Consider the following 23,952-nt stretch of genomic DNA (forward strand, 5'->3'; position numbering starts at 1 on the left):
CATGGCGGTGGTGATCGCTCACAGCGAACGGAGGTCGGGGAACATTCGGACTCCCTCGTACATTGAGTCGGCATAACTCAACTTGACTGCCGAAGGGGAGATCATGGGTTCGACGTCCACACCGCTCACCCTGCCTGTGCTGCCGCTCGACGACGAGGTCGTGCTGCCCGGAATGGTGGTCCCGCTGGATCTGAACGACGCCGATGTCCGCGCCGCGGTGGAGGCCGCGCAGGCCGCCGCCCGGTCCCAGCCGGGAAAGCCACGGGTGCTGCTGGTGCCCCGCATCGACGGGACGTACGCGAGCACCGGTGTGCTCGGCACCGTCGAGCAGGTCGGCCGGCTGGCCGACGGTGACCCGGGCGCCCTGATCCGCGGCCGCGGCCGGGTGAGGATCGGCGCCGGGACGACCGGGCCGGGTGCGGCGCTGTGGGTCGAGGGGACGCGCATCGACGAGAGCGTGCCCGACCCGCTGCCCGGACAGGTCACCGAACTGGTCAAGGAGTACAAGGCCCTCGCCACCGCCTGGCTGCGCAAGCGCGGCGCCTGGCAGGTCGTCGACCGGGTCCAGGCCATCGACGACGTCTCCGCCCTCGCCGACAACTCCGGGTACTCGCCCTTCCTGACCACCGAGCAGAAGGTGGAGCTGCTGGAGACCGCCGACCCGGTCGCCCGGCTCCGGCTCGCCACCCAGCAGCTGCGCGACCACCTCGCCGAGCAGGAGGTCGCCGAGACCATCGCCAAGGACGTCCAGGAGGGCGTCGACAAGCAGCAGCGCGAGTTCCTGCTGCGCCGTCAGCTGGAGGCCGTCCGCAAGGAGCTGCGCGAGCTGAACGGCGAGAAGGACGGCGAGGAGTCCGACGACTACCGCGCCCGCGTCGAGGCCGCCGACCTGCCGGAGAAGGTCCGTGAGGCCGCCCTCAAGGAGGTCGACAAGCTGGAGCGGGCGAGCGACCAGTCACCCGAGGGCTCGTGGATCCGCACCTGGCTGGACACCGTCCTCGAACTCCCGTGGAACGAGCGGACCGAGGACGCGTACGACATTCAGGGCGCGAAGGCCGTGCTCGACGCCGAGCACGCGGGCCTGGAGGACGTGAAGGAGCGGATCACCGAGTACCTGGCGGTGCGCAAGCGCCGTACCGACCGGGGCCTCGGTGTCGTCGGCGGCCGGCGCGGCGGTGCCGTGCTGGCGCTGGTCGGCCCGCCCGGTGTCGGCAAGACCTCGCTCGGCGAGTCCGTCGCGCACGCCATGGGCCGCAAGTTCGTCCGGGTCGCCCTCGGCGGCGTCCGCGACGAGGCCGAGATCCGCGGCCACCGCCGTACCTACGTCGGCGCGCTGCCCGGCCGCATCGTGCGGGCCGTCAAGGAGGCCGGCTCGATGAACCCGGTGGTCCTCCTCGACGAGATCGACAAGGTGGGCTCGGACTTCCGCGGCGACCCCGCGGCGGCTCTGCTGGAGGTGCTGGACCCGGCCCAGAACCACACCTTCCGCGACCACTACCTGGAGGTCGAACTCGACCTCTCGGACGTCGTCTTCCTCGCCACCGCCAATGTCCTGGAGGCCATCCCGGAGGCCCTGCTCGACCGTATGGAGCTGGTCCGCCTCGACGGCTACACCGAGGACGAGAAGATCGTCATCGCCCGCGACCACCTGCTCCCGCGCCAGCTGGAGCGGGCCGGTCTGAACCAGGACGAGGTCGCCGTCGACGAGGGCGCCCTGCGCAGGCTCGCCGGCGAGTACACGCGCGAGGCGGGCGTCCGCAACCTGGAGCGCTCCCTCGCCCGCCTGCTCCGCAAGGTGGCGGCCCAGCACGAACTGGGCGAGCGGAAGCTGCCGTTCACGATCGGCGAGGGCGACCTGCGCGGTTTGATCGGCCGGCCGCACCATGTGCCGGAGTCGGCGCAGGATCCGGCCGAGCGGCGTACGGCGGTCCCGGGCGTCGCGACCGGCCTCGCGGTGACCGGCGCCGGCGGCGACGTGCTGTTCGTGGAGGCGTCGCTGGCCGACCCGGAGACGGGCGCGGCCGGTCTGACCCTGACCGGCCAACTGGGTGACGTCATGAAGGAGTCGGCGCAGATCGCCCTGTCCTTCCTGCGCAGCCATGGCGCCGAACTGGAGCTCCCGGTCGCCGATCTGAAGGACCGGGGCGTGCACATCCACTTCCCGGCGGGCGCGGTGCCGAAGGACGGCCCGAGCGCGGGCATCACGATGACGACGGCACTGGCGTCGCTGCTGTCCGGCCGCCTGGTCCGCACGGACGTGGCGATGACGGGCGAGGTCTCCCTGACGGGCCGGGTCCTGCCCATCGGCGGCGTGAAGCAGAAGCTGCTGGCCGCGCACCGCGCCGGGGTCACCACGGTGATCATCCCCAAGCGCAACGAGCCCGACCTGGACGACGTCCCGGCCGAGGTGCTGGACAAGCTCGACGTCCACGCCGTGACCGACGTCCGCCAGGTCCTGGAACTGGCCCTGTCGCCGGCCACGAACGGCGCGGCGCCGGAGGTTCCGGTGGCGGCGTGACGGACGCTTCCGGACAGGCGGGGCCCGGGTGTTCTCGTGAGGGAGGCCCGGGCCTTCGCCGTACGGCTGTGTGTCAGCCGTTCGCCAGGGCCCGCAGTCGGTCCAGGGCCCCGTTGAACCTGTTGTGGTCACCGACCGTCGGTCCGGAGGACGTGTACTGCCACATCGTGTAGTACGACCACCCCGCCGGCAGCTCGCCCACCGTCGACGCGTACCGGGCGATCCACAGCGGGTTGGCGGAGGCGAAGCCGCTGTAGTTGCCGGTGCACTGTTTCCACCAGTTGGTCGCCGTGTAGATGACGGCGTCCCGGCCGGTGCGGGCCTTGTACCGGTTCAGGAAGTCGCGGATCCAGGTGACCATCCCGCTCGGTGACTTGCCGTAGCAGGCGTCTCCGTACGGGTTCCACTCGATGTCCAGGGCGCCGGGCAGGGTCTTGCCGTCGTGGGACCAGCCTCCGCCGCGGTCGACGAAATAGTCGGCCTGCGTTGCTCCATTGGTGGTGTCCGGGGTGGCGAAGTGGTAGGCCCCGCGGATCATGCCGACCTTGTAGGAGCCGTTGTACTGCTGGGTGAAGTACGGGTTCTTGTAGTACGTCCCCTCGGTGGCCTTCACGTAGGCCCACTTGACCCCGCTGTTCCACAGGGTCGACCAGGCGACGTCGCCCTGGTGGCTGGAGACGTCCACGCCTTCCGTCTGGGTGGCCAGGGTGGTGAGGGGCAGGCCGTGCACGCCGTCGTGGGCCGCTACGCCCATGCCCATGTGGGCGGAGCCGCGGGGGGCCGGGGTGTCGGCGGCGGCAGGGGAGGCGGGTGGTGGGGTGTCGGCAGTGGCAGTGGCAGTGGCGGTTGCAGCGGCAGCGGCAGCGCCAGTGGCCGTGGCGGTTGAGGTGGCAGCGGACGCGGGTGGTGGGGTGTCGGCGGCGGCAGCGCGGGCGGGCGGTGGGGCGAGGGCCAGCGCGAGGCCGAGGGCAGGGGCGAGGGCGAGTGGGAGCCCCGCGAGGTGCGGGCGCCGGGGGCGGAGCGGTTCGGGTCTGTGCACGGGCATAGCGTGCCTCCGAAGGCTCGGTCGCGCTCGGTGGGGAAACGCTCGGGGTGCGTACGGATGGCGGCTTCTCGACGTGTACATGCCAGTCGGAACCGGTAGAGAAGCTACGCGCGCAGAAGGGCAGGTGGAAGGGGCTGCCAAGGCTGCCGTTGGTCCAAGCCTGCGAAATACTGACGGAGCTGCGGCGATGGCGGCGGTTGGCGGAAACTTTCCGGACCGGGAACACCGAGGTAGGGGCTGACGTGCACGAAGACGGAAACGGCGACGAGCGGCGAGTCGAATCCGGGGCGTCCGGTGGTGGTATGGACCAGCCCGAGTTCCTGGACCTCGAACGCGAGTTGACGGTGCTGTTCCGGCGTGCCCGGGCCAAGCAGGGCGAGATGGCCCGGCAGGTGCATCCGGACCTGGAGTCGGCGGCGTACGGGCTGCTGGTCCGTCTGGACGAATCCGGACGCCAGCGGGCCACCGAGCTCGCCGCCTACATCGGCGTCGGCAAGGCCACCATGTCCCGCCAGCTGCACGCCCTGGAGGACCTGGGCCTGGTCGCGCGGGAGCCGGACCCCGCCGACGGGCGGGCGTGGTTGGTGCACCTCACGGAGGAGGGGCGCGGGCGGGTCGCCAAGGTGCGGGAGGCGCGGCGGGCCAGGTATGTCGCGCAGCTGTCCCACTGGGACCGGGGCGAGGTGGCGGAGCTGGCCCGGTTGTTGAACCAGCTGAACCGGGGGATGGAGAAGTAGGGCAGGCCGTGAGGCCTTGGGGGAGGACGATCGCGAGTTGTCCGGCCCCGGGCGGGGGAAATGGCCGTTATGGCTGCCGCGGGCTGGGAGTCCTGGCATTCTCGTCATTCCTGGGACTCGGGGTGGGCAGCGGTCAGGGCTGAGGTCCAGGGTGCCGCGTACGGGGGTGCGATGTGGGCGGAGCCGAGGCCGCGGCCGGCGCCGAGCGGTTCGATGTGTTCTTCTCCTACGCCTACGACGACGGGGACTGGCCCAAGACGCTGGCGGAGAATCTTGAGGCGCTCGGGCTGAAGGTGTGGTTCGACCGGTGGGAACTGGTCGCGGGGCAGCGAGTGGCCACACGGTTGCAGGACGGGTTGGCGAAGGCCGACGCGCTGGTGGCCGTGGTGAGCCCGAAGTGGATCGCCTCCGAGTGGTGCCAGGAGGAGCTCTCGGCGGCCCTGACGGCTTCGACCGACGGCCTGCAGCGGGTGATCCCCGTGCTCTGGGGCGAGGTGGCGACCGTTCCGCCCTTCATCGCCTCACGGCTGTTCGTCGACTTCCGCAGGGTGGCCACACCGGACCGGTACAAGGCGAACGTCCGGCAACTCGTGCGCGCGGTGCAGGGGCTGGCGGACTCGCGGCGACCGGCGCCCACCGGTGAGGTGACCCTGCCCCCGGGATTGCAGTACCGGCCGGACGGACCCGTCCACGCCGAGTTACGGGTCGGGCCGGAGTCGGTGGTGTTCTCCACCGAGGGCACTGAGGTGACCGGCACGCCTGCCGAGCTGGACCGTGAGCTGGAGGAGCGGCTCTGGGCGTTGCGGCGGGCCAGGGAGCGGCTGCGCGGTGGGCATGTGACCCGTACCGCGCCCGCCAAGGACACGCCGGCGGTCTCCGGTGGTGTGAACGGCGCCCTGGCCGCCGTCGGCCGGACCCTGGGCGAGCGGTTCCTGAACGGCGAGGTGGGAGCCGCGCTGCGGCGGGAGGAGGCGACGGCCCGCAACTGCCACGCCCCGCTGCGGATCGGACTTCAGGTGGACGTACCGCAGTGGCGGGACCTGCCCTGGGAGAGCTTGACGGTCCCCGGCGCACAGCGACCGCTGGTGCTGTCCGAACACGTCGACCTCTATCGCAAGGTGCGGCGGGAGGCCCCGCCGGTGGCGATGCCGATCCCGGGACCGCTGCGGATTCTGGCCGTGGTCGCGAGCCCGGAGGCGGGCGGCGGTGAACTGCTCGACTACGAGCACGAGCTGGCGCGCATCCTGGACGCGGTGGGCACGGTCCGGACCAAGCAGGGTGCGTATGTCCGGGTACTGAACTGGGGCAGCGTCGCCGAGATGCGCGCCGCTCTGGAGGAGGAGCGTTTCCACGTCCTGCATCTGTCGTGTCATGCCGCCCCGGGTGTGCTGTTCCTGGAGAAGGACGACGGCGGGGTGGACGAGGTCGACGCGCGGCGGTTCATGGACGAGGTGCTGCCGCCGGGGCGTGGGGTGCCTCTGGTGGTCCTGGCCGGCTGTTCCACCGCGCAGGCACCGGAGGCCGACGCCGAGGAGGCCGCCGCCGAGGCCCGTGCGGGGCTGGCACGGGCGCTTCTGGGGCGAGGGGTCCCGGGCGTGCTGGCCATGACGGAGGCGGTCACCGACCGGTACGCCACCGAGCTGGCCGCCCTGGTGTACGAGGAACTGGCCAGGGCGGAGCATCCGGTCCCGCTGACCGCGCTGTCCCGGGCGCGACGGCGGCTGGAGGCGGTACGGCAGCAGGCGCCGGCTGGCGATCCGCGTGCCGAGTGGCCGGAGTGGTCCACTCCGTCTCTGTTCCTCGCCGGGTCGCCGCTGCCGCTGTTCGATGCCGGGGCAGGCGTCGAGCGGGTGGCCTCGGCGCCCGAGAGGGTGCTGGAAGAAGGCATGGTGGTGCGCAAGGTCGGGGAGTTCGTGGGCCGCCGGGCGGAGTTGCGGCAACTGCTGGCCGCGCTGCGTGACTCCGACCGGGCCGGTGTGCTGATCCACGGGATCGGCGGGGTCGGCAAGTCGACGCTGACCGCCGAGTTGCTGCATCACCTGGGCGCCGAGGCCGGGTTGGTCGTGCCCGTCCCGGCCGCCACGGCTCCGACGGTCGACTCGGTTCTGGAGACCCTGCGCCAGCGGCTCTTCGTTCACTGCGAGTGCGCGGGGCTGCCCGAGGACGACATGCTGCGCCGGGCGGCTGCCGTGCTCGTCAACGCCACGCCGTCGTGGCGGGAGCGCTGGGAGCTGGTCCAGCGGCTCGTGCTGCCACGGCTGCCCGTCCTGCTCGTGCTGGACAACGCCGAGGACCTCCTGACCCGTGCCGACGGAGGCCGGCGGCTCTCCGATCCCGACCTGGCGGACTTCCTGGCCGCCTGGGCGGCTGCCGCGCCCCGTACTCGGCTGCTGGTCACCAGCCGGTATCCGTTCGGCCTGCCGAAGCGGATGCACCGGCGACTGACGGCGCATCACCTCGGCCCGCTGTCGTTCGCGGAAACCCGCAAGCTGATCTGGCGGCTGCCTGGACTGGACGCCCTCGGGCCCAAGGAGCTTCCGCGCGCGTACACCGATGTCGGCGGGCATCCGCGGGCACTGGAGTATCTGGACGCGCTGCTGCGCGGAGGCGATGCCCGATTCCCCGACGTCGCCGACCGCATGGAAGAGGCACTGGAGCGGCGCGGTGTGCGTGATCCGCAGCGGTGGCTGGCCGGGGTCGCGGGCGACCTGGACAAGGCGCTGGCCGAAACGGTCACGCTGGCCGTGGACGACGTGCTGCTCGACACGCTGCTGGGCCAGCTGGACGGGGTGCCGGTGGCGCGGCGGCTGTTGGAGGGACTCGCGGTGTATCGCCGTCCGGTCGACCGGACGGGGGCCGCCTGGCAGTTGTCGGACCTGACCGCCGCGCCGGCTGCCGATGCCGCGCTGATGGCACGGCTCCGTGCCGTGAACCAGCAGATCGACGACGCCGTGGCCGCGGGGGCCGGAGCGGAGACCGGCTGGGGACTTCCTCCGCAGACGTTCGACCAGTACAGACGTGATCTCGACGAGCTGGCCCGGCCCCCCGTCCGGCTGGACGAGCGCGGCGAGGACGCCTTGTCCCTGCTGCTGGCACTGGGGCTCGTCTCACCGGCCTCCGCGCCCCAGGACGAGCCGGGCAGTCGGCCCAGCGGCTTGGTGGTGCACCGATGGACCGCGAAAGCCCTCCAGGAAGGCACCACTGCGGACACGCGGACAGCGGCTCAGCGCCGGGCTGCCGCCTACTGGCGGTGGCGCTCGGTACGGCAGCGGGAGGGGACAGCCGCCATCCTCGCCTGCATCGAGGCCCGCCACCATCATCACCGGGCCGGTGACCTCGATCAGGCGCACAGTCTCACCGGCCAGGTGTGCCAGCAACTGCACATCTGGGGTGCGTGGGACTGGGAAGAGCGACTGGTCAAGGAAAGCCTCACCTGGTCTCCGGACCGTTCCGGGTACGCCGCCGACTACCACCACCACCTGGGCGTCATCGCGGAAGCGCGCGGAGAGTACGCCGAAGCCGAACAGCACTCCCGGAAATCGCTCGCCATCGCGGAAGAAGTCGGCGACCGAGAAGGCGTCGCCATCGCCCACCACCATCTCGGCATCATCGCTGAGAGCCGGGGGGACTATGCCCGGGCCGAAGAGCTCTATCGCAAGGCACTCGCCATCAGTGAAGAACTCGGCCGGCGAAAGTCCATCGCCACGAGTTACCTCCAACTCGGCAGCATCGCGGAGCGACTGGAGAGGCACGACGAAGCCGAGCGGCACTACCGCCGTTCACTCGCCCTCAGCGAAGAGCTCGGCCACCGAGAGGGAATCGCCACCGTCTACCACCAGCTCGGGGTGATCTCGGCAGCCCGGGGCCAGTACGACGAAGCCGAGCGGCACTACCGCCGTTCCCTCGCCATCAACGAACAACTCGGCAACCGAAGCGCCATCGCCATGGGCTACCACCAACTCGGCATCGCCGCGGAGCATCGGGACGAGTACGACGAGGCCGAGCGGTACTACCGCCGTTCACTCGCCCTCAGCGAGGAACTCGGCGACCGGGACAGCATCGCCGCCACCACCAGTCAACTCGGCATACTGCGAACGAAACGCGGCCAACCCGCTCAAGGCACCTCCTACAATCTCCTGGCCTTCGCCATGCGCCTGCAGCTGGGAGTCTCGACCGCCACGGACCTTTACTGGCTCCGCAAACAGCGAGTCCTCCTGGGGGACGACGCCTTCAAGGACGTACTCCGTGAGCACTTGCCCGAGGAGGCCGCGGAAGCGGTCCTGTCGGCCCTCGCCGAGGGCGAGTAGCGCGCTCACAACTCCGCGTACACGACCGTCGCGTCGTCATGCGTCTTGCTGCGCCCCAGATACGCCCGTTCTTCCGCATCGGCACGCTCCAGAGCCCGTACGCGATCCACCAACTCCCGCGCCCCCTCCTTCCGTACGAGCCGGAAGCAGTCCGCCCAGTCCCCCTCCCGGAACTTCTCCACCCACCGGGTCGCCCCGTCCGTCAGCGCGGCCAGCGCCCGCACGTCCCCCCGCGGCACCACTCCCGTCACCGCCCGCCCCGCCACGGACGGATCCGCGGCGGCCGTGAAGAAGCCGCCCTCCTTGTTGCGGATGTGAGCGTCGATCAGGGCGTCCGTGGCGAGGGACGCGCGCGGGAGGCGGGACAGCCGGTCGTCCAGGTACGCCGTGACCGCCCCGTCGGGTGACTCGACCAGGAAGGCCGAGTCGGACAGGACCAGGTACTCCACGGCTCGCGCCGACCACCGCGTCAGAACCACCGTTGCCTGTGGGGTGCGTGGGTGAGAAAGGTCACAGGTTTGTGCGTGTGTCCCGGCGGTAACCGCGATGGCGCGGGCCAAGGCGTCGACGAGGGGAACATCCGGGAGTGAAACGGTCAGTTCGGTCAGGGCTCCGCCCAGCCGCGCGGTGAACCAGGGAACGGAATGCAGACAGCCCGTCTCACTCCTCGGAGGCGTCACTCCGTCCAGGGCCACCAGTACGCCGCCCTGTCCCGAGGCGGGAAGCGCGACACTTGCGAAGTCCTCGTTGGGGCGGGCCGGGTCACCGGGCTCCGAAACAAGCTCTGTTCGCATTCAGCCAGTCTGCACGAGGCCTTCACAAGGTTCGCGAACGGCCTGCATTGGTTGCGGGATGGGTGCAGCCGCGCAGGTCAAGCGCCTGATTTGGGGTGGAATGGTTCGCTCCGGGAGGGCGTGGCGGCGAATATTGCCACCGCCCGGCGCAGACGTCCAACCGGCCCGCCGGGCAAGGCATGTGCATGCGCCAGAGGAACTTGCCCGCCAACTCTTCTCCAGGGTTCACTCCTTCGGGTGGCGGGTCAGGTGATGCACGATCGCTGCCCACCGGCACTGGGAGGGTCGGGAACCGTATCAGGCGTACGCAGAGTCGGCGCTAGTTGACGCAGCGTCACCTGGATCCATGGGTATCACGAGTCAGGAATGCGAGCACCGGTGCAGAAGATGCGGCCTCGTCGCTCAGGCAAGCAGACTGCCTCCGCAGGAGGCACGGAGCCCACGCCCGGCACGACGACCGATGAGACACCCGTCGGCAAGGGCCGCCCGACTCACGTACGCAACCGGCTGATCGTCGCCGTGGCCGTCGTGGCCGCCGCCATCGCCGGAGCCGGCGTACCGTCGGTCGTCGCCGCCTCCGGGCAACTGCACGACTCCCAGCAGCTGGTGACCCTCGCCGAGCAGACCGAGGACGCGCTCACCCTCGCCCACTCCCTCGCCGACGAGCGCGACGAGGTCACCTCCTACATCGCCGCCGGCCGCCCCAAGTCCAAGGCGCCCAGCGAGCAGCGCAGCGCCCGCGTCGACCGGCAGGTGGAGGAACTGCGCGCCGACACCGACGCCCCCGCCTCGCTGCGCGACGACCTCGACGGCATCGCGGCCGTCCGCAGGGCCGCGCTCACCGGCAAGAGCACCGCGCTGGAGGCGCACGGCGCCTACTCGGCCACCATCACCGAACTCCACCGGCTCGCCGAGTCCCTGGCCGAGCAGCTGCCGCCCCGCGCGGGCGCCGGCGCGCACGCCCTGGCCGAGCTGGACTCCGCCGTGCAGCAGGCCGCAGCCGCCCGTGGGCTGCTGCTCGCCGCCCTCAGCGTGCCGACCACCACCGAGACCGTCATCGACCCGGTCACCGGCGTCGCGAGCACCCAGAAGACCTCCTCGGACGCCGACGCCAAGCAGCGCGACACGCTCAGCGCCGCCGCCCAGCAGGCCCGCCTGCGCTCCGACGCCGCCCTCGCCGACTTCCGCGACACCGCCCCCAAGGCCGCGCGCACCTCGTACGACTCCACGGTCACCGGTCCCGAGGCCGACACCGCCGAGCGGTATCTCGCCGCCCTCACCGACCAGGCCACGCTCTCCGACCGGGATCTCGGCACCGACACCAAGCGCGCCGAGGCCGCCCTCTCCGCCCGCGTCGACCTGATGCGGGGCGTGGAGTCCGCCCTCTACGACCGCCGCACCAAGGCCCTCGAACAGCTCCGCGACGACGACGTCACCGCGCTGGAGATCCGCATCGCGATCCTCGGCGCCCTGATGCTGCTCGCCGTCGGCGTCGCCACCGGTATGGCGCGCTCCCTCACCCGGCCGCTGGCGGTCCTGCGGCTCGGCTCCGCCCGGCTCGCCCGGGCCGAGGACCCGGCGGCCGAAGAGCCCGTCAGGTTCACCGGGCGCAACGACGAGTTCGCCCAGGTCGTCCGTTCCGTCAACGCCCTGCACGCGCACGCCGCCGCCCTCCACGAGCGCATCGCCACCCTGGAGGCCGACCGCAAGCACCTCGTCGGCCAGCGCCAGAAGATGGCCGACGCCCGCGAGGAGCTGCGCACCGAACTCGCCGAGTCCGCCGCCCAGCTGGAGCGTCTGCGCGGCAGCATCGGCGGCACCTTCGTCAACCTGGCCCTGCGCACCCTCGGCTTGGTCGAGCGTCAACTCGCCGTCATCGAAGGCCTGGAGGAGCGCGAGCAGGACCCCGACCGGCTTGCCACGCTCTTCAAGCTCGACCACTTCGCCACGGTCATGCGCCGGCACAGCGAGAACCTCCTCGTCCTGGCCGGCACCGAGCACGTCCAGCAGCACGCCGGACCGGTCCCGCTCGTCGACGTCGTCCGTGCGGCGGTCAGCGAGATCGAGCGGTACGAGCGGGTCCGCATCGCCGCTCTGCCGCCGCACGCGCACGTGGCGGGCTTCGCCGCGGACGACCTCTCCCATCTGCTGGCCGAACTCATGGAGAACGCCACCTCGTTCTCCCCGCCCGACCTGCCCGTCGAGGTCTCCGGCTGGCTGCTGGAGAACGGCGAGGTCATGCTCTCCGTCCAGGACGAGGGCATCGGCATGACCGCCGAACGCATGGCCCGCCTCAACTCCCGCCTCGCCGACTTCGACCCCGAGGCCACCTACGACCAGGAGGGCGACGACGGCCTGGGCCTCGGCCTGTACGTCGTCGCGCGCCTCGCCCACCGCCACGGCGTCCGCGTCCAGCTGCGCGAGCAGAAGCAGGGCGGGGTCGCGGCGGTCGCGGTGCTGTCCAAGGGCCTGCTGTCGGCTGCCGCACCGGCCGCGGTCCCGTCGCAGACACCGGCCCACGGCCCGCACACCTTCTCCCTGCCGGGCGCTGACGCCGAGGCCAACTCCAACGTCCTGCGGGGCCGCTCGCAGAGCGAGGACCCGCTGGTGGCGCTGGCCGAGCAGGCCGTACGGGAGAAGGGGGACGCCGAAGAGGCCGTACCGGAGAGTGCGGCCGCGGCCGAGCAGGAGCGCGAGCATCCCGCCGAGACCACGATGGAACTCCTGCTCCCGGTACCGCTGACCGACGCCCCGGGGACCGACGAACCCGCGGCCGCCGACGACGAGGACACCCCACAGGGGCCACCCGCACCCGGTGGGAACGAACCCGCCGAAGGCGAAGCCGAGGCGGAACACGCCCGCACCCCGGACGAGGAGCTCCTGACCGACAAGGGCCTCCCCAAACGCACCCCGAAGATCACCGCCCCCGTACAGGCCCCGCGCCAGCGGACCGCCGGCGTCGACGCCGAAGCCCTCCGCAGGAGGCTGGGCGGCTTTCACCAGGGGGCGGAGGCCGGTCACCGCCACGTACAGGCGGAGATCGCCGAACAGACCGGCCAGACCAAGGCACCGACCGCAGAAACCACTGAATCCGAAGCAGCCACGGGGGGCACAGTCGAGGAGGCAAGCAGTTGACCGCGCCCAGTACCTTCGGACTGAGCAGTGAAGCCCGCAACCTGCACTGGTTGCTGACGAATCTGGTCGAGGAGGTGCCGGGCATCCAGTCAGTCGCCGTGGTCTCCTCGGACGGCCTGCTCCTGCTCTCCTCCGACCCGGGCCGAAACGCCGAGGCCCGCGAGGCGAGGAACGACAGGCCCACCGGCCCGCGCGGCTCCTCCGCCGACCTCGCCACCATCGTCTCCGGCATCGGCAGCCTCACCGTCGGCGCCGCCAGGCTGATGGAGTTCGGCGGCGTCAAGCACACGATGGTCGCCATGGACGAGGGCAGCCTCTTCGTGATGTCGATCAGCGACGGCTCACTGCTCGGCGTCCACGGCTCCGCGGACTGCGACATGAGCGTGGTGGCGTACCACATGGCCCTGTTCGTGGGCCGTGCCGGACACGTCCTCACTCCCGAACTCCGCAGTGAGCTACGGCAATCCCTTGAGGCCGAGTCGGCAGGGAGTACCCGATGAGCAACGCCCCGAAGAGCAGGACCCAGCTCCCCGTCCGCGGCGGCGACCGCAAGCCCGCCCGCGTGCGTCCCTACTCGCTCACCGGCGGCCGTACCCGCTTCGGCCATGTCCTGCTCGTGGAGACGTTCGTCAGCAGCACAGCGGCGTTGGAGGCTCCCGAGGAGCGCAGGGAACTGACGAATGGTTCCCTCACCTCCCGTGTCATGCCGGAGATGCGGGCCATCGTTGAACTGTGCCGCCGTATGCGCACGGTGGCCGAGATCGCCGCGCTGCTGAAGATGCCGCTCGGCGTGGTCCGGGTGCTCCTCAGCGATCTCGCGGACCAGGGAAAGATCCGTGTGTACGGCACCGGAACCGGCCACGGCACGGGCCGGCCGGACCGCGCTCTGCTGGAAAGGGTGCTGAGTGGACTCCGTCGTCTCTGACGCCGCCGCCTCCGGCGTCTCCCCGTTCGTCGAACCCGACGAAAACCTGCGCTCCTGGCAGACCGATCGGACCCGGGCCCCGATCGCCACGAAGATCGTGGTCGCGGGCGGCTTCGGCGTCGGCAAGACCACGCTGGTCACCGCCGTCTCGGAGATCACGCCCCTGCAGACCGAGGCGCTGATGACCGAGGCGAGCGAGGCGACCGACGACCTCTCCTCGACGCCCGGCAAGCTGACCACGACCGTGGCCATGGACTTCGGCCGCATCACGCTCGACGACGACCTGGTGCTGTACCTGTTCGGCACGCCGGGCCAGCAGCGGTTCTGGTTCATGTGGGACGACATCGTGCGGGGCGCGATCGGTGCCGTCGTCATGGCCGACACCCGTCGGCTGAAGGACTGCTTCCCGGTACTGGACTACTTCGAGAGCTCCGGGCTGCCGTACGTCGTCGCCGTCAACCACTTCGACGGCAGCGAGCTGTTCGAGGCGGAGGACGTGCGCGAGGCCCTGACGATCCCCGCGCACATACCTGTCATGATCATGGACGCGCGGCGCCGGATCTCGGTGATCGAGACCCTGCTGGCCCTCGTCGGTCACGCACTCGACGTCACCCCCGAGTAGCACCGGGGAGACCACGACCCCGACCAGCCCCGAGTAGTCCCCGATCCCTGTAGGAGACACCACCCGCATGCGGAAGATACTCGTCGTCGGAGCCGGCCAGTCCGGACTCCAGCTCGCCCTCGGCCTCCAGTCGCACGGGTACGAGGTCACCCTGATGTCCAACCGGACCGCGGACGAGATCCGCTCCGGCCGGGTCATGTCCACCCAGTGCATGTTCGACACGGCGCTTCGGCACGAGCGCGATCTCCAGCTGAACTTCTGGGAGTCCCAGGCCCCGAAGATCGAGGGACTCGGCGTCTCGGTGGCGGCCCCGGGCTCCTGGGGTGAGGGCCCCGCGGCCCGCGCGATCGACTGGGTGGGGCACCTCGACGGGTTCGCGCAGTCGGTCGACCAGCGGGTGAAGATGGCCGGCTGGATGGAGACGTTCGCACAGCGCGGCGGCCAGCTCGTCATCCACGGCGCGGCCGTCGGCGACCTCGACTACTTCTCCCGTACCTACGACCTGGTCCTGGTCTCGGCCGGCAAGGGCGAGCTGGTCCAGATGTTCGCGCGGGACCCGGAGAGGTCCCCGTACAGCGAGCCGCAGCGCGCGCTGGCCGTGTCGTACGTCCACGGTCTGGGGCCGCGCCCCGAGCACCCGGAGATGGAGGCCGTCCGCTGCAACCTCGTCCCCGGTGTCGGCGAGCTGTTCATCATGCCGTGTCTGACGACCTCCGGGCGGGCGGACATCCTGTTCTGGGAGGGCATACCCGGCGGGCCGCTCGATGTCTTCGACGGCGTGAAGGACCCGGCGGAGCACCTCTCCCTGACCCTGCAGCTCATGGAGAAGTACACGCCCTGGGAGTACGAGCGGGCGACCAAGGTGGAGCTCACGGACGCCGGCGGTGTGCTGAGCGGGCGGTACGCGCCGACCGTGCGCAACCCCGTCGGGCAGCTTCCCGGCGGCGGGCTCGTGCTGGGTGTGGCGGACGTCGTCGTGGCCAACGACCCCATCACCGGGCAGGGTTCCAACTCCGCGTCGAAGTGCGCGGCCGCGTATCTCGCCTCGATCCTCGAACACGGGGACAAGGAGTTCGACGAGGCGTGGATGCGGAGCACCTTCGACCGGTACTGGGCCACCGCGCAGCACGTCACCAAGTGGACGAACGCGATGCTGGCGCCGCCGCCGGAGCACATCCTCAACCTCATCGGGGCGGCGGGGCAGCTGCAGCCGGTGGCGGATCGATTCGCCAACGCGTTCAACGACCCGGCCGACTTTGAGAACTTCTTCTATGAGCCGGAGAAGACCGCGGCGTATCTCGCGGAGGTTTCCGGGTCCTGAGCTCGGGCCCGGCCTTCGGGACCCTCGGGCGTACGGCGCCCAGGACCGGGTTGGACGCGATCGGGGAGATCTTGATCTTCTCGCCGGGGCGCGGGGCCTGGACCACCTTGCCCTTGCCGAGGTACATGGCCACGTGCGTGGCGTCCGGGAAGTAGATCACCAGGTCGCCGGGGCGCAGCTCGGTCAGCGGGATGCGTTCGAGCTGCGCCCACTGCTCCTGGCTCGTGCGCGGGATCGGGGCGCCGGCGTGGGCCCACGCCTGGGACGTCAGGCCCGAGCAGTCGTACGACTTCGGGCCCTCCGCGCCCCACCTGTACGGCTTCCCGAGCTGCTTCCTGGCGTAGCGCACCGCCCGGGCGCCCGCGGGTGAGGGCTTGTGGTCGTCCTCGGCGAGGGCGCCGGACGCCAGGAAGTCCTTCTGGGCCTTGGTGACGGTCTTCGCCTCCAGTTCGGCCAGGGCCGTGAGCTGCTCGGCGGTGAGGGAGGCCAGCAGCTCCTCCACCTTCTTCAGGCGCTTTCGTACGGCGTCCCTGTCCTTCTTCTGGCGTTCGGCCAGGGCGAACTGGTCGTCGAGGGCCTTGCGGGCCTTGCGGGCCAGTTCGTCGGCCTTCTGCTCGGTGCCGGTGAGACGGCCGACCGTCTCGGCGCGCTCGCGGGCCAGCCGGCCGATGACATGCCCCTGGTCGAGGGCGTGCTGGAGGTCGCGGGCCAGGAGCAGGCGTACGTACGGGGAGATGGTGGTGGTGTTCTGGTACTGCTGGCGGGCCAGGCGGCCGGCTGCTCCTCGGCTGTCGTGCAGGGACAGGCGGGCGCGGGTCAGCGCGGCGTCCAGGCGGGTCACCTCGGCGCGCTGTCTCTTCAGTTTCTCCGCGGTGGCGTTGTAGGTCTCGGTGGCCTGCTCGGCCTCGCGGTACAGGCGCTGAAGGTCCGTCAGGAGCTCCGAGACGGATCGCTCCTGCGGTTCGGGGGCGGCGGTCGCGGTCGTCGTGAGCGTCGGTGCGAGGAGCGTGCAGGCCGCCGCCGTCGCTGCCGTGCACGCCAGACGTAGGAGTCTTCCTGACACGTCATCACCTCCGGTGCGCGAAGTCCGGTGCGGAGAGGGTCTCCGCTCCGCATCGCGAGCATCAGATGTGATCGCCTGTTTTGCGCGGTAGGTGTGCGTCGTTCGGAGTAAAGAGGTCACCCGTCCGTGTCGTCCGGCTTGCCGCGGGGCGGGGTGTCCGGCTTGGACCACGGCCAGTTCAGCCGGCGGCCGGGGTCTGCCTCGGGGTCGTACTCGTACTTCCAGCGTCGGGTGAGGCCGGTGCGGGTGCCCTGGGCGCCTTGGGTGCGGGGTACGCGGCGGTAGACGAGCACGGTGGGCGCGCCGCCGTCGGGGTCCGGGACGGGGATGCGGTACGTCTTGGGCGGGTGGCCCGTGATGCCCAGGAGCACGGGCAGGACGCGGCCGTCCATGGGGCCGCCCTCGAAGGGGGTGTCTTCGCTCTTCACGGCACCAGTCTCAGCCATCCGCCGCGAGCTTCTCGACCAGCGCGGCGGTCTGTGGATCGCGGGCCGCGGTGACCGAGAGCACGGCGGTGAACTGCTCCACCAGCCAGTCCCTTAGTTCCTCCACCGGCGGCTGCTTGTCCTCGTCGAGCCAGATGAGGGAGGCCGCCTCGACCGCGGTGATCCACATCCGCACGGTCATACGGAGGCGGAGGCCGGGGTCGGTGACCTGCAGGTGGCTGAGGATGTGGTCGGCGGCGGCGCGGCGTACGCCGTCGACGATGGCGGTCGTGCGGGAGGTCTCCACGACGCTGCCGCCCTGGAGGAGGGCGCTGAAGCCGGTGTCGTGCTGGTCGACGAAGGTGAGGTAGCGGTCGAGGGCGCGGCCGAGGCGGGGCAGGAGGGGGCCCTCGCGGGGTTCGTCGAAGCAGTGCTGGAGGTCTTCGGCGGCCGAGCGCAGGGCGGCCTCGTAGAGCTGTTGCTTGCCGCCGGGGAAGTAGCGGTACACCAGTGGCCGTGAGACGCCGGCCGCCTCCGCCACGTCGTCCAGGGACACGTCCTCGGGGGTGCGGTGGGCGAAGAGGCTGAGGGCGGCGTTGAGGAGTTGGGTGCGGCGCTCCTCGACGCTCAGGCGACGGTAGGCGGGGGTGGGTGCCGAGGGCGTCATGACCAGCAGGGTAGTCGGGGGGTGCCGTGCGTGGTGCCGGGTGCGGGCTGGTGGGGGTGCTGGTGTGATGCCTGCGGCGGCCGGTGCGGGTGGGTGGGGGTGCGCGTAGCGCCTTGGGTTGCGTTGGGGCGGGGACGTGCCGGGGGGGCGCCCCCCGGCACGTCCCCTTGCCGCCGTGGGCGGCTGCGGGCCGGTGGGGTGCGCCCGCTTCGTCACGCCAGCAGGCCGGACGACCTCCACAGGCGGCGGCCGACACCGCGCAGTACCCCGATGTCGTCCAGGAAGTCCGTCAGCCTCTTTGCCCCCGTCTGCATGACCTCCCGGCGGTGGCCGCTGGCCTTCACCTGGGCCAGGGCCTCTCGTTTGTCCAGGCCCACGTTCGTGTAGACCTCGGGGTTGACGAAGGCTATGGAGAAGACGCGGGCGAACTCGCCGGACGTGATGCGGGTGAACTCCTGGGACCACTTCGGGGCCGTCACCATCTGGCGGCGCAGTTCCTCTCGGGCGTAGCGGACGTGGCGGGCCTCCTCCACCACATGGATCCGGGTGACGCCGCGGACGAGGGGCTGTACCCGTTCGTCGGGGAAGGTCAGGCGCTGCATCCAGTCGAGGACCTCCTCGCCGAGCAGGGTCGCCGTGAAGGAACCGGGGGTGGTGGAGATCGTCTTGAACAGGCGGCCCAGGTTCTGGTGGACGCGGCTGACCGGGTACCAGGGTGTGCCGCCGTGGGAGATCAGGCGGGCGAACATCTTGGAGTGGCGGCACTCGTCCTCGATCTCGGTGAGTGCGTAGCGGACGTGTGCGCTGGTCGCCGCCTTGTCGTAGATGTGGCGGACCAGGAGCTGCATGAGGATGATCTCGAACCAGATCCCCAGGGAGGCGAGGGCCGCGGCCTCGTGCTGGGAGAGGAGGAGGCGCTGTTCCTCGCTCATCCGGTGCCACAGGGGGGTGTCGTAGAGCGAGACCAGCTCCGGCGGCCAGAACCACTTGCCCTCCTCGAAGGGCGCCTCCCAGTCCAGCTCCTTGTCGGGGTCGAAGGAGTGCTTGGCGGAGGAGGCGAGGAGGCGTTCGGCCACCTGTTCGCGGTCCTTGAGCAGGCCGAGTGCGTCGCGCAGGCCCTCCAGCGCGTCGGCTTCCGTCAGGGTCGTCATCGGTCCCTCACCTCGTTACCGGGGGTACTTCGTCCGCGTCTTATGAGACTGCTTGTCAGCAAGGCCGTCAATCCCTTGCGCATGACTTGTTGACGCGGCGTCCACTACGCAGGAGCCTGCGGGGCATGCCGACATACGACCTGTACGCCATGGACCCGGGCGAATCGATCTGGCAGGTGCCGGCGAGCGGTGCGGCCCGTTTCAGCTGGGAGTACGACGACGGGCGCGACCGGCTGCTGGCCCTGTACCAGAAGGGCAAGGACAAGCAGTGGGACGGGCAGAGCAGGATCGACTGGGACCTGGAGGTCGACCCGTACGACGCGCTCGGTACGCCGGAAGAGGCGATGGCGCTGTACGGGACGCCGTACTGGGCGAAGATGAGCGAGCGCGAGAAGGGCGAGCTGCGCCGGCATTACGCCTCCTGGCAGTTCAGCCAGTTTCTCCACGGTGAGCAGGGCGCGATGATCTGTGCGGCGCGGATCGTGGAGTCCGTGCCCGATCTGGACGCGAAGTTCTACTCGGCGACCCAGGCGATGGACGAGGCGCGGCATGCCGAGATCTACGGGCGTTTCCTGCACGAGAAGATCGGCATGGTCTATCCGATCAACGACAATCTGCGGTCCTTGCTGGGTGACACCCTGCGGGACAGCCGCTGGGACATGCCTTACCTCGGTATGCAGGTGCTGATCGAGGGATTGGCGCTGGCGGCGTTCGGCATGATCAGGGATACGACGGACAAGCCGTTGCCGAAGCAGATCCTGGCGTATGTGATGCAGGACGAGGCGCGGCATGTGGCCTTCGGGCGGATGGCGCTCAGGGACTACTACAAGCAGCTGACCGACGACGAACTCCGGGAGCGCGAGGAGTTCGTCGTCGAGGGCTGCTACCTGATGCGGGACCGGCTGCGCGGGGTCGAGGTTCTGGAGAACTTCGGCATCCCGAAGGCCGAGGCGGAGGAGATCAGCGAGCGGTCCGAATTCCTTCAGTTGTTCCGTCGGCTGCTGTTCTCTCGCATCGTTCCGTGCGTCAAGGACATCGGGCTGTGGGGCAGGCGTCTGCAGCAGGCCTATGTGGACATGGGTGTGCTGGAGATGGGTGACTCGAATCTGGACCTGCTGATGGCCCAGGACGAGGAGATCGCCGAGAAGCTGGACGCGGAGCGGTTCGCGGCAAAGGAGCGGGAGCGGGTCGCCGAGGTGGGGGAGACGATCGAGGCGGGGGCTGAGGGCTGACAGGCTTCCCCTCATGGGCAGCCGTGGAGCGTGACGCACGCGAGGGCGATGGTCGCCCAGGACGCCGAGGAGCGGGTGAACCTCCTCAGACCGAACAGCCCAGCCCCTCCGGCACCTCACCCAGTACCGGCTCCGCCCCCTGCGGCGGGTACGACGTGCGCAGGGTGAAGGCGTACGGTGTCGGGCCGTGGGTGCGCAGGTGGAGCAGGCGGGACTCCGCCTCGGCGACCGTCGGGCGGTGGCCGGCCGGGACCCACCACAGGGCCGTCACCGCCTCCTGAAGCTTCTCGAACCACTCGCGGCGGCGGGAGAGCATCTCGCGGTGCCCGCCCTGGTACATGAACGCCGTCAGGGCGTTCGTGTCGCGCCACACCGTCAGGTTGATGATGAGCCAGGAGTCCCCGAAGACGGGTACGTCCGTCGCGTTGCCGGAATCGCTCTGCAGCCGCCACACGAAGCCGTCGGCCGCGTCGGCGGCGGCGTTGACCGGGTCGAGGGCGTCGACGAACTCCTTCAACTGCGGGGAGTCCAGCGGGGCCTTGAGGCGGGAGATGTTGACCTGGGCGAGTTCGTAGGCGGCTTCAGGAGTGGTTGATGGCGTCATGCACCGAACGATAGGTCGGGCCGGGGCGCGGGCCCAGGGGGCGTCTCAGTACGTGGGCACCTGCCTCGAATCCGGCAGCGGACGTCAACGGCGGTCGTCCGAGGGGGACTTCAGTACGGCCTTCATCACCGCCCGGGCGATCGGCGCCGCGTCCCCGCCCCCGCTGATGTCACCCCGGTCCGGGTCCGCGTCCTCCACCACCACCGCGACCGCGACCTTGGGCTCCAGATCGAGGTCGCCCTGCGCCCAGGAGACGAACCAGGCGTACGGGGTCCCGGAGTTGCCGAGGCCGTGCTGGGCCGTGCCCGTCTTGCCGCCCACCGTCGCGCCGGGGATCCACGCGTTCGAGCCGGTGCCCTCCCGCACCACGTCCACCATGAGCTCCTTCAGCAGCGCGGCGGTCGAGGGCCGCATGGCCTGCCGGACCGACCGCGACCCGCCCGTCGCCACGGTGGAGCCGCCCGCCCGGGTCCTGCGCTCCACCAGATACGGCGACCGCACCTGCCCGCCGTTCGCCACCGCCGCCGCGACCATCGCCATCTGCAGCGGTGTGGCGCGGGTGTTGTACTGGCCGATCGACGACAGGGCGAGCTGCGCCTTGTCCACCTTGGTGTCGAAGGTGCTCTCGGCGACCGAGAACGGGATCCTCAGATCCGCGTCGTTGAAGCCGAACGCCTTCGCCGTCGCCGCCATCCGCTTCACCCCCACCCGCACGCCCAGCTTGGCGAACACCGTGTTGCACGACCACTCGAACGCTTTGCGCAGTGGAACGTCCGTGCAGCCCTCGGACTCGTTCGTCAGCGAGGTCCTGGTACCCGGCAGGGTGTACGGATCCTCGGAGTCGGTCCGTTTGTCCAGCTTCTTGACCACGCCCGCGTCCAGGGCCGCCGCCGCGGTCACCACCTTGAAGGTCGACCCCGGCGGATACGTCTTGCGCACCGCCCGGTTGAGCATCGGCTTGTCCTGGTCGCGGTTCAGCGTCGCCCAGGAGCGGGCCACCGCGGGGCCGTTCCCGGACAGCACGGACGGGTCGTACGACGGGGCCGACACAAGGGCCAGGATCCGCCCGGTCGACGGCTCGACGGCCGCGACGGCGCCCTTGCGGCCGGTCAGCCCCTCGTACGCCGCCTCCTGCGCGCCCCGGTGCAGGGTGGTGAGGACGTCGCCGCCGGGGTTGCGGTCGCGGGCGACGCCCTTCCACATCGGGAACGGCGAGAGCAGTGGGTCCGTGCCGGCCAGGACGCCGTCCTCGGTGTGCTCCAGGAAGGTCGTGCCGTACACCTGCGAGGCGAAGCCGGTGACGGGGGCGTACATCGGGCCGTTCGTGTACGTCCGCTCGTAGCGCAGGTGTTCGCCGGTGTCCCGGGATCCGGTGACCGGTGTGCCGCCGACCAGGATGTCGCCGCGGGGCTGCCCGTAACGGGCGATGGTGCCGCGGCGGTTGGCGATGTTGTCGTCGTACGTACGGGCCTCGATGACCTGGATGCGGGCGGCGTTGGCGAGCAGCGCGATCAGCAGCAGGGCGCAGAAGAAGGCGGCGTGCCGGATGTGCCGGGTCATCGGAGGGCCTCCGCGCGGCCTTCGGATCTCGTCACGGCGGCCTCCTCGTCCTCGGGAATGCCGAGCCGGCTGCGCGCTCTGTCGCTCAGCCGGATCAGCAGCGCCACGATCGCCCAGTTGGTGACCACCGACGAGCCGCCCTGCGCCAGGAACGGCATCGCCATGCCGGTCAGCGGGATCAGGCCGGTCACCCCGCCCGCGATCACGAACACCTGGAGCGCCACGATCGAGGCGAGCCCGACCGCGAGCAGCCGGCCGAAGGGGTCGCGCAGGGCGAGGCCCGCCCGGAAGCCGCGCTCCACCAGCAGACCGTAGAGGAGGAAGATCGCCGACAGGCCCGCCAGGCCGAGCTCCTCTCCGGCGGTCGCCAGGATGAAGTCCGACTTGGCCGCGAAGCCGATCATGATCGAGTGGCCGAGGCCCAGTCCCGTGCCGACCATGCCGCCCGCCGCGAAGGCGAACAGCGACTGGGACAGCTGGTTCGGGCCCTCGCCCGCCTCGATCGACGCGAACGGATGCTGCCAGTCCTCGACCCGGCTGTGCACATGCGGTTCCAACTGCCCCACGGCCACCGCGCCGAGCGCCGCGAGCAGCAGGCCGATCGCGATCCAGCCGGTGCGGCCGGTGGCGACGTACAGCAGGACCACGAACAGGCCGAAGAACAACAGCGAGGTCCCCAGATCCCGTTCGAGGACCAGGACGCCCACGCTCAGCAGCCAGATGGCGACGATCGGGCCCAGAACGCGCCCGGTGGGCAGTTGCAGCCGGTCGACGCCGAGGACCCGACGGCCCGTGTACGCCAGCGCACTGCGGTTGGCGGCCAGGTACGCCGCGAAGAACACCGCGAGCAGCACCTTCGCGAACTCGCCCGGCTGAATGGAGAATCCGGCGATCCGGATCCAGATACGGGCGCCGTTCACGGCGGGGAAGAAGATCGGCAGGGCGAGCAGGACGAGGGCGGCGACGACACACACGTAGGCGTAGCGCTGGAGCACGCGATGGTCGCGCAGCAGGAGCACGACCACGATGAACAGCGCCACGCCCAGCGTGGACCACACGAGTTGGGCGGGCGCGGCCCGGTCGTCCGGCGTCTCCAGGTCGAGCCGGTAGATGAGGACCAGGCCGAGGCCGTTGAGCAGGACGCCGATCGGCAGCAGCAGCGGGTCGGCGCAGGGGGCGCGCAGACGTACCGCCAGATGAGCGACCAGCGCGAGCACGCCGAGCCCGGCTCCGTAACCGGCGGCGCCGGGCGGGACGGTGCCGTTCCTCGCCAGGCCGACCGCGCAGTAGCCGTACACGGAGAGCAGGACGGCCACGACGATGAGGGCCAGTTCGATGCCGCGGCGCCGGGGGAGACGTGCGGCGGGAGCGGGAGTGTCCGCTGCCACCAGGGTGGTTCCGGCCTTGGTCATGTCCGGAACTTACCCAAATAGTCCGCCTTGTGTGCCTTACATCTCAGCACCAGCGCGGCGGGCGCTTCGTCGCGATGTACCGGGCCGAACCCCAGGCCCAGGTGCCGTCCGCGAGGAGGTACCAGCGGTTGTTGCCCTGGACGCTCTGACCCACGGTCTGGCAGAAGATCCTGACGACGTCCCCCTGCTGGGCGGTGCGGATCACCTGGCTGCCCCGGTTGGGTGCGCTGCGCAGCAGCAGGGTGCTCGCGGTGACGACACCCCGAGTGAACCGCTGGTCGCCGCCGTGGTCACCGCCCGAGCCGCTCTGGGATCCCCACTCGTCGTCGGCGACAGCGGGGGTGGCGACGGCCGCGACGGCGAGGGCGCCGGCGGCCAGGGATATGGCAAGGCGGGAGCGTAGGGCCATGGGAGTACCTCCATCAGAGGGGGGC

19 protein-coding genes are annotated in these 23,952 nt (G+C 70.8%); 9 read left to right on the plus strand and 10 right to left on the minus strand.

Going from position 1 to position 23,952, the window contains the following annotated elements; translation table 11 throughout:
* Positions 1–103: 103 nt before the first annotated feature.
* On the plus strand, positions 104–2,518 hold the full coding sequence (gene lon, locus AQI70_RS29095; RefSeq protein WP_062155233.1) for an endopeptidase La: 2,415 nt from the start codon (positions 104–106) through the stop codon (positions 2,516–2,518).
* A gap of 73 nt (positions 2,519–2,591) precedes the next feature.
* On the opposite strand, the gene AQI70_RS29100 is transcribed toward lon, so the two are convergent.
* Complete coding sequence (locus AQI70_RS29100) at positions 2,592–3,563, minus strand: lysozyme (RefSeq protein WP_062155235.1); 972 nt, start codon at positions 3,561–3,563, stop codon at positions 2,592–2,594.
* 242 nt (positions 3,564–3,805) lie between these two features.
* Here AQI70_RS29100 and AQI70_RS29105 point away from each other — a divergent pair, with 242 nt between their 5' ends.
* Positions 3,806–4,300: a MarR family winged helix-turn-helix transcriptional regulator gene (locus AQI70_RS29105; RefSeq protein WP_062155237.1), complete on the plus strand. Its 495-nt coding sequence runs from the start codon at positions 3,806–3,808 to the stop codon at positions 4,298–4,300.
* Between the two features lie 173 nt (positions 4,301–4,473).
* Positions 4,474–8,607: a tetratricopeptide repeat protein gene (locus AQI70_RS29110; RefSeq protein WP_062155239.1), complete on the plus strand. Its 4,134-nt coding sequence runs from the start codon at positions 4,474–4,476 to the stop codon at positions 8,605–8,607.
* A gap of 5 nt (positions 8,608–8,612) precedes the next feature.
* On the opposite strand, the gene AQI70_RS29115 is transcribed toward AQI70_RS29110, so the two are convergent.
* Positions 8,613–9,401, minus strand: a complete 789-nt coding sequence (locus AQI70_RS29115; RefSeq protein ID WP_062155241.1) for a protein phosphatase 2C domain-containing protein — start codon at positions 9,399–9,401, stop codon at positions 8,613–8,615.
* A gap of 366 nt (positions 9,402–9,767) precedes the next feature.
* Between AQI70_RS29115 and AQI70_RS29120 the strand changes: the two genes are divergently transcribed.
* From AQI70_RS29120 to AQI70_RS29140, 5 genes are all read left to right on the plus strand, one after another.
* Positions 9,768–12,536, plus strand: a complete 2,769-nt coding sequence (locus AQI70_RS29120; RefSeq protein WP_425264643.1) for a sensor histidine kinase — start codon at positions 9,768–9,770, stop codon at positions 12,534–12,536.
* Positions 12,533–13,036: a roadblock/LC7 domain-containing protein gene (locus AQI70_RS29125; protein ID WP_062155245.1), complete on the plus strand. Its 504-nt coding sequence runs from the start codon at positions 12,533–12,535 to the stop codon at positions 13,034–13,036. The genes AQI70_RS29120 and AQI70_RS29125 overlap by 4 nt, the downstream gene beginning before the upstream one ends.
* Positions 13,033–13,461, plus strand: a complete 429-nt coding sequence (locus AQI70_RS29130) for a DUF742 domain-containing protein (protein WP_062155247.1) — start codon at positions 13,033–13,035, stop codon at positions 13,459–13,461. The genes AQI70_RS29125 and AQI70_RS29130 overlap by 4 nt, the downstream gene beginning before the upstream one ends.
* A complete protein-coding gene (locus tag AQI70_RS29135) occupies positions 13,442–14,083 on the plus strand; it encodes a GTP-binding protein (protein ID WP_003997952.1) in 642 nt (213 codons plus the stop codon). The genes AQI70_RS29130 and AQI70_RS29135 overlap by 20 nt, the downstream gene beginning before the upstream one ends.
* Before the next feature lie 67 nt (positions 14,084–14,150).
* Entirely contained in the window at positions 14,151–15,404 is a 1,254-nt protein-coding gene (locus AQI70_RS29140) for a styrene monooxygenase/indole monooxygenase family protein (protein ID WP_062155249.1), read from the plus strand.
* On the opposite strand, the gene AQI70_RS29145 is transcribed toward AQI70_RS29140, so the two are convergent.
* The 4 genes from AQI70_RS29145 to AQI70_RS29160 all read right to left on the minus strand — a co-directional run bounded on the left by AQI70_RS29145 (position 15,322) and on the right by AQI70_RS29160 (position 18,710).
* Positions 15,322–16,467 (minus strand): C40 family peptidase, encoded by a 1,146-nt coding sequence (locus AQI70_RS29145; RefSeq protein ID WP_079051529.1) that lies wholly within the window; start codon positions 16,465–16,467, stop codon positions 15,322–15,324. The two genes, AQI70_RS29140 and AQI70_RS29145, sit on opposite strands and share 83 nt — an antisense overlap.
* Positions 16,468–16,583: 116 nt before the next feature.
* Positions 16,584–16,895, minus strand: coding sequence for a hypothetical protein (locus AQI70_RS29150; RefSeq protein WP_062155257.1), 312 nt, complete (start codon positions 16,893–16,895; stop codon positions 16,584–16,586).
* A gap of 10 nt (positions 16,896–16,905) precedes the next feature.
* Positions 16,906–17,559, minus strand: coding sequence for a TetR/AcrR family transcriptional regulator (locus tag AQI70_RS29155; protein WP_062155260.1), 654 nt, complete (start codon positions 17,557–17,559; stop codon positions 16,906–16,908).
* A gap of 212 nt (positions 17,560–17,771) precedes the next feature.
* Positions 17,772–18,710: an AurF N-oxygenase family protein gene (locus tag AQI70_RS29160; protein WP_062155262.1), complete on the minus strand. Its 939-nt coding sequence runs from the start codon at positions 18,708–18,710 to the stop codon at positions 17,772–17,774.
* A gap of 125 nt (positions 18,711–18,835) precedes the next feature.
* Here AQI70_RS29160 and AQI70_RS29165 point away from each other — a divergent pair, with 125 nt between their 5' ends.
* Positions 18,836–19,942, plus strand: a complete 1,107-nt coding sequence (locus AQI70_RS29165; RefSeq protein WP_062155264.1) for a ferritin-like domain-containing protein — start codon at positions 18,836–18,838, stop codon at positions 19,940–19,942.
* 85 nt (positions 19,943–20,027) lie between these two features.
* Here the strand turns inward: AQI70_RS29165 and AQI70_RS29170 are convergent, their stop codons facing one another.
* The 4 genes from AQI70_RS29170 to AQI70_RS29185 form a co-directional block, all read right to left on the minus strand.
* Complete coding sequence (locus AQI70_RS29170) at positions 20,028–20,546, minus strand: DUF3291 domain-containing protein (RefSeq protein WP_062155266.1); 519 nt, start codon at positions 20,544–20,546, stop codon at positions 20,028–20,030.
* 84 nt (positions 20,547–20,630) lie between these two features.
* A complete protein-coding gene (locus AQI70_RS29175) occupies positions 20,631–22,106 on the minus strand; it encodes a penicillin-binding transpeptidase domain-containing protein (protein ID WP_062155268.1) in 1,476 nt (491 codons plus the stop codon).
* On the minus strand, positions 22,103–23,518 hold the full coding sequence (locus AQI70_RS29180) for an FtsW/RodA/SpoVE family cell cycle protein (RefSeq protein WP_062155270.1): 1,416 nt from the start codon (positions 23,516–23,518) through the stop codon (positions 22,103–22,105). Before AQI70_RS29180 ends, AQI70_RS29175 begins: the two co-directional genes overlap by 4 nt.
* Before the next feature lie 43 nt (positions 23,519–23,561).
* Positions 23,562–23,927, minus strand: coding sequence for an SH3 domain-containing protein (locus tag AQI70_RS29185; protein WP_062155272.1), 366 nt, complete (start codon positions 23,925–23,927; stop codon positions 23,562–23,564).
* Positions 23,928–23,952 lie beyond the last annotated feature (25 nt).

It is taken from the genome of Streptomyces curacoi, assembly GCF_001513975.1.
GTDB lineage: Bacteria > Actinomycetota > Actinomycetes > Streptomycetales > Streptomycetaceae > Streptomyces > Streptomyces curacoi.

Bases quoted from the DNA above. Each gene is read 5' to 3' on its own strand.
- lon (WP_062155233.1), top strand. From the start codon at position 104: ATGGGTTCGACGTCCACACCGCTCACCCTGCCTGTGCTGCCGCTCGAC.
- AQI70_RS29100 (WP_062155235.1), bottom strand. From the start codon at position 3,563: ATGCCCGTGCACAGACCCGAACCGCTCCGCCCCCGGCGCCCGCACCTC.
- AQI70_RS29115 (WP_062155241.1), bottom strand. From the start codon at position 9,401: ATGCGAACAGAGCTTGTTTCGGAGCCCGGTGACCCGGCCCGCCCCAAC.
- AQI70_RS29120 (WP_425264643.1), top strand. From the start codon at position 9,768: ATGCGAGCACCGGTGCAGAAGATGCGGCCTCGTCGCTCAGGCAAGCAG.
- AQI70_RS29130 (WP_062155247.1), top strand. From the start codon at position 13,033: ATGAGCAACGCCCCGAAGAGCAGGACCCAGCTCCCCGTCCGCGGCGGC.
- AQI70_RS29140 (WP_062155249.1), top strand. From the start codon at position 14,151: ATGCGGAAGATACTCGTCGTCGGAGCCGGCCAGTCCGGACTCCAGCTC.
- AQI70_RS29155 (WP_062155260.1), bottom strand. From the start codon at position 17,559: ATGACGCCCTCGGCACCCACCCCCGCCTACCGTCGCCTGAGCGTCGAG.
- AQI70_RS29160 (WP_062155262.1), bottom strand. From the start codon at position 18,710: ATGACGACCCTGACGGAAGCCGACGCGCTGGAGGGCCTGCGCGACGCA.
- AQI70_RS29165 (WP_062155264.1), top strand. From the start codon at position 18,836: ATGCCGACATACGACCTGTACGCCATGGACCCGGGCGAATCGATCTGG.
- AQI70_RS29170 (WP_062155266.1), bottom strand. From the start codon at position 20,546: ATGACGCCATCAACCACTCCTGAAGCCGCCTACGAACTCGCCCAGGTC.
- AQI70_RS29175 (WP_062155268.1), bottom strand. From the start codon at position 22,106: ATGACCCGGCACATCCGGCACGCCGCCTTCTTCTGCGCCCTGCTGCTG.
- AQI70_RS29180 (WP_062155270.1), bottom strand. From the start codon at position 23,518: ATGACCAAGGCCGGAACCACCCTGGTGGCAGCGGACACTCCCGCTCCC.
- AQI70_RS29185 (WP_062155272.1), bottom strand. From the start codon at position 23,927: ATGGCCCTACGCTCCCGCCTTGCCATATCCCTGGCCGCCGGCGCCCTC.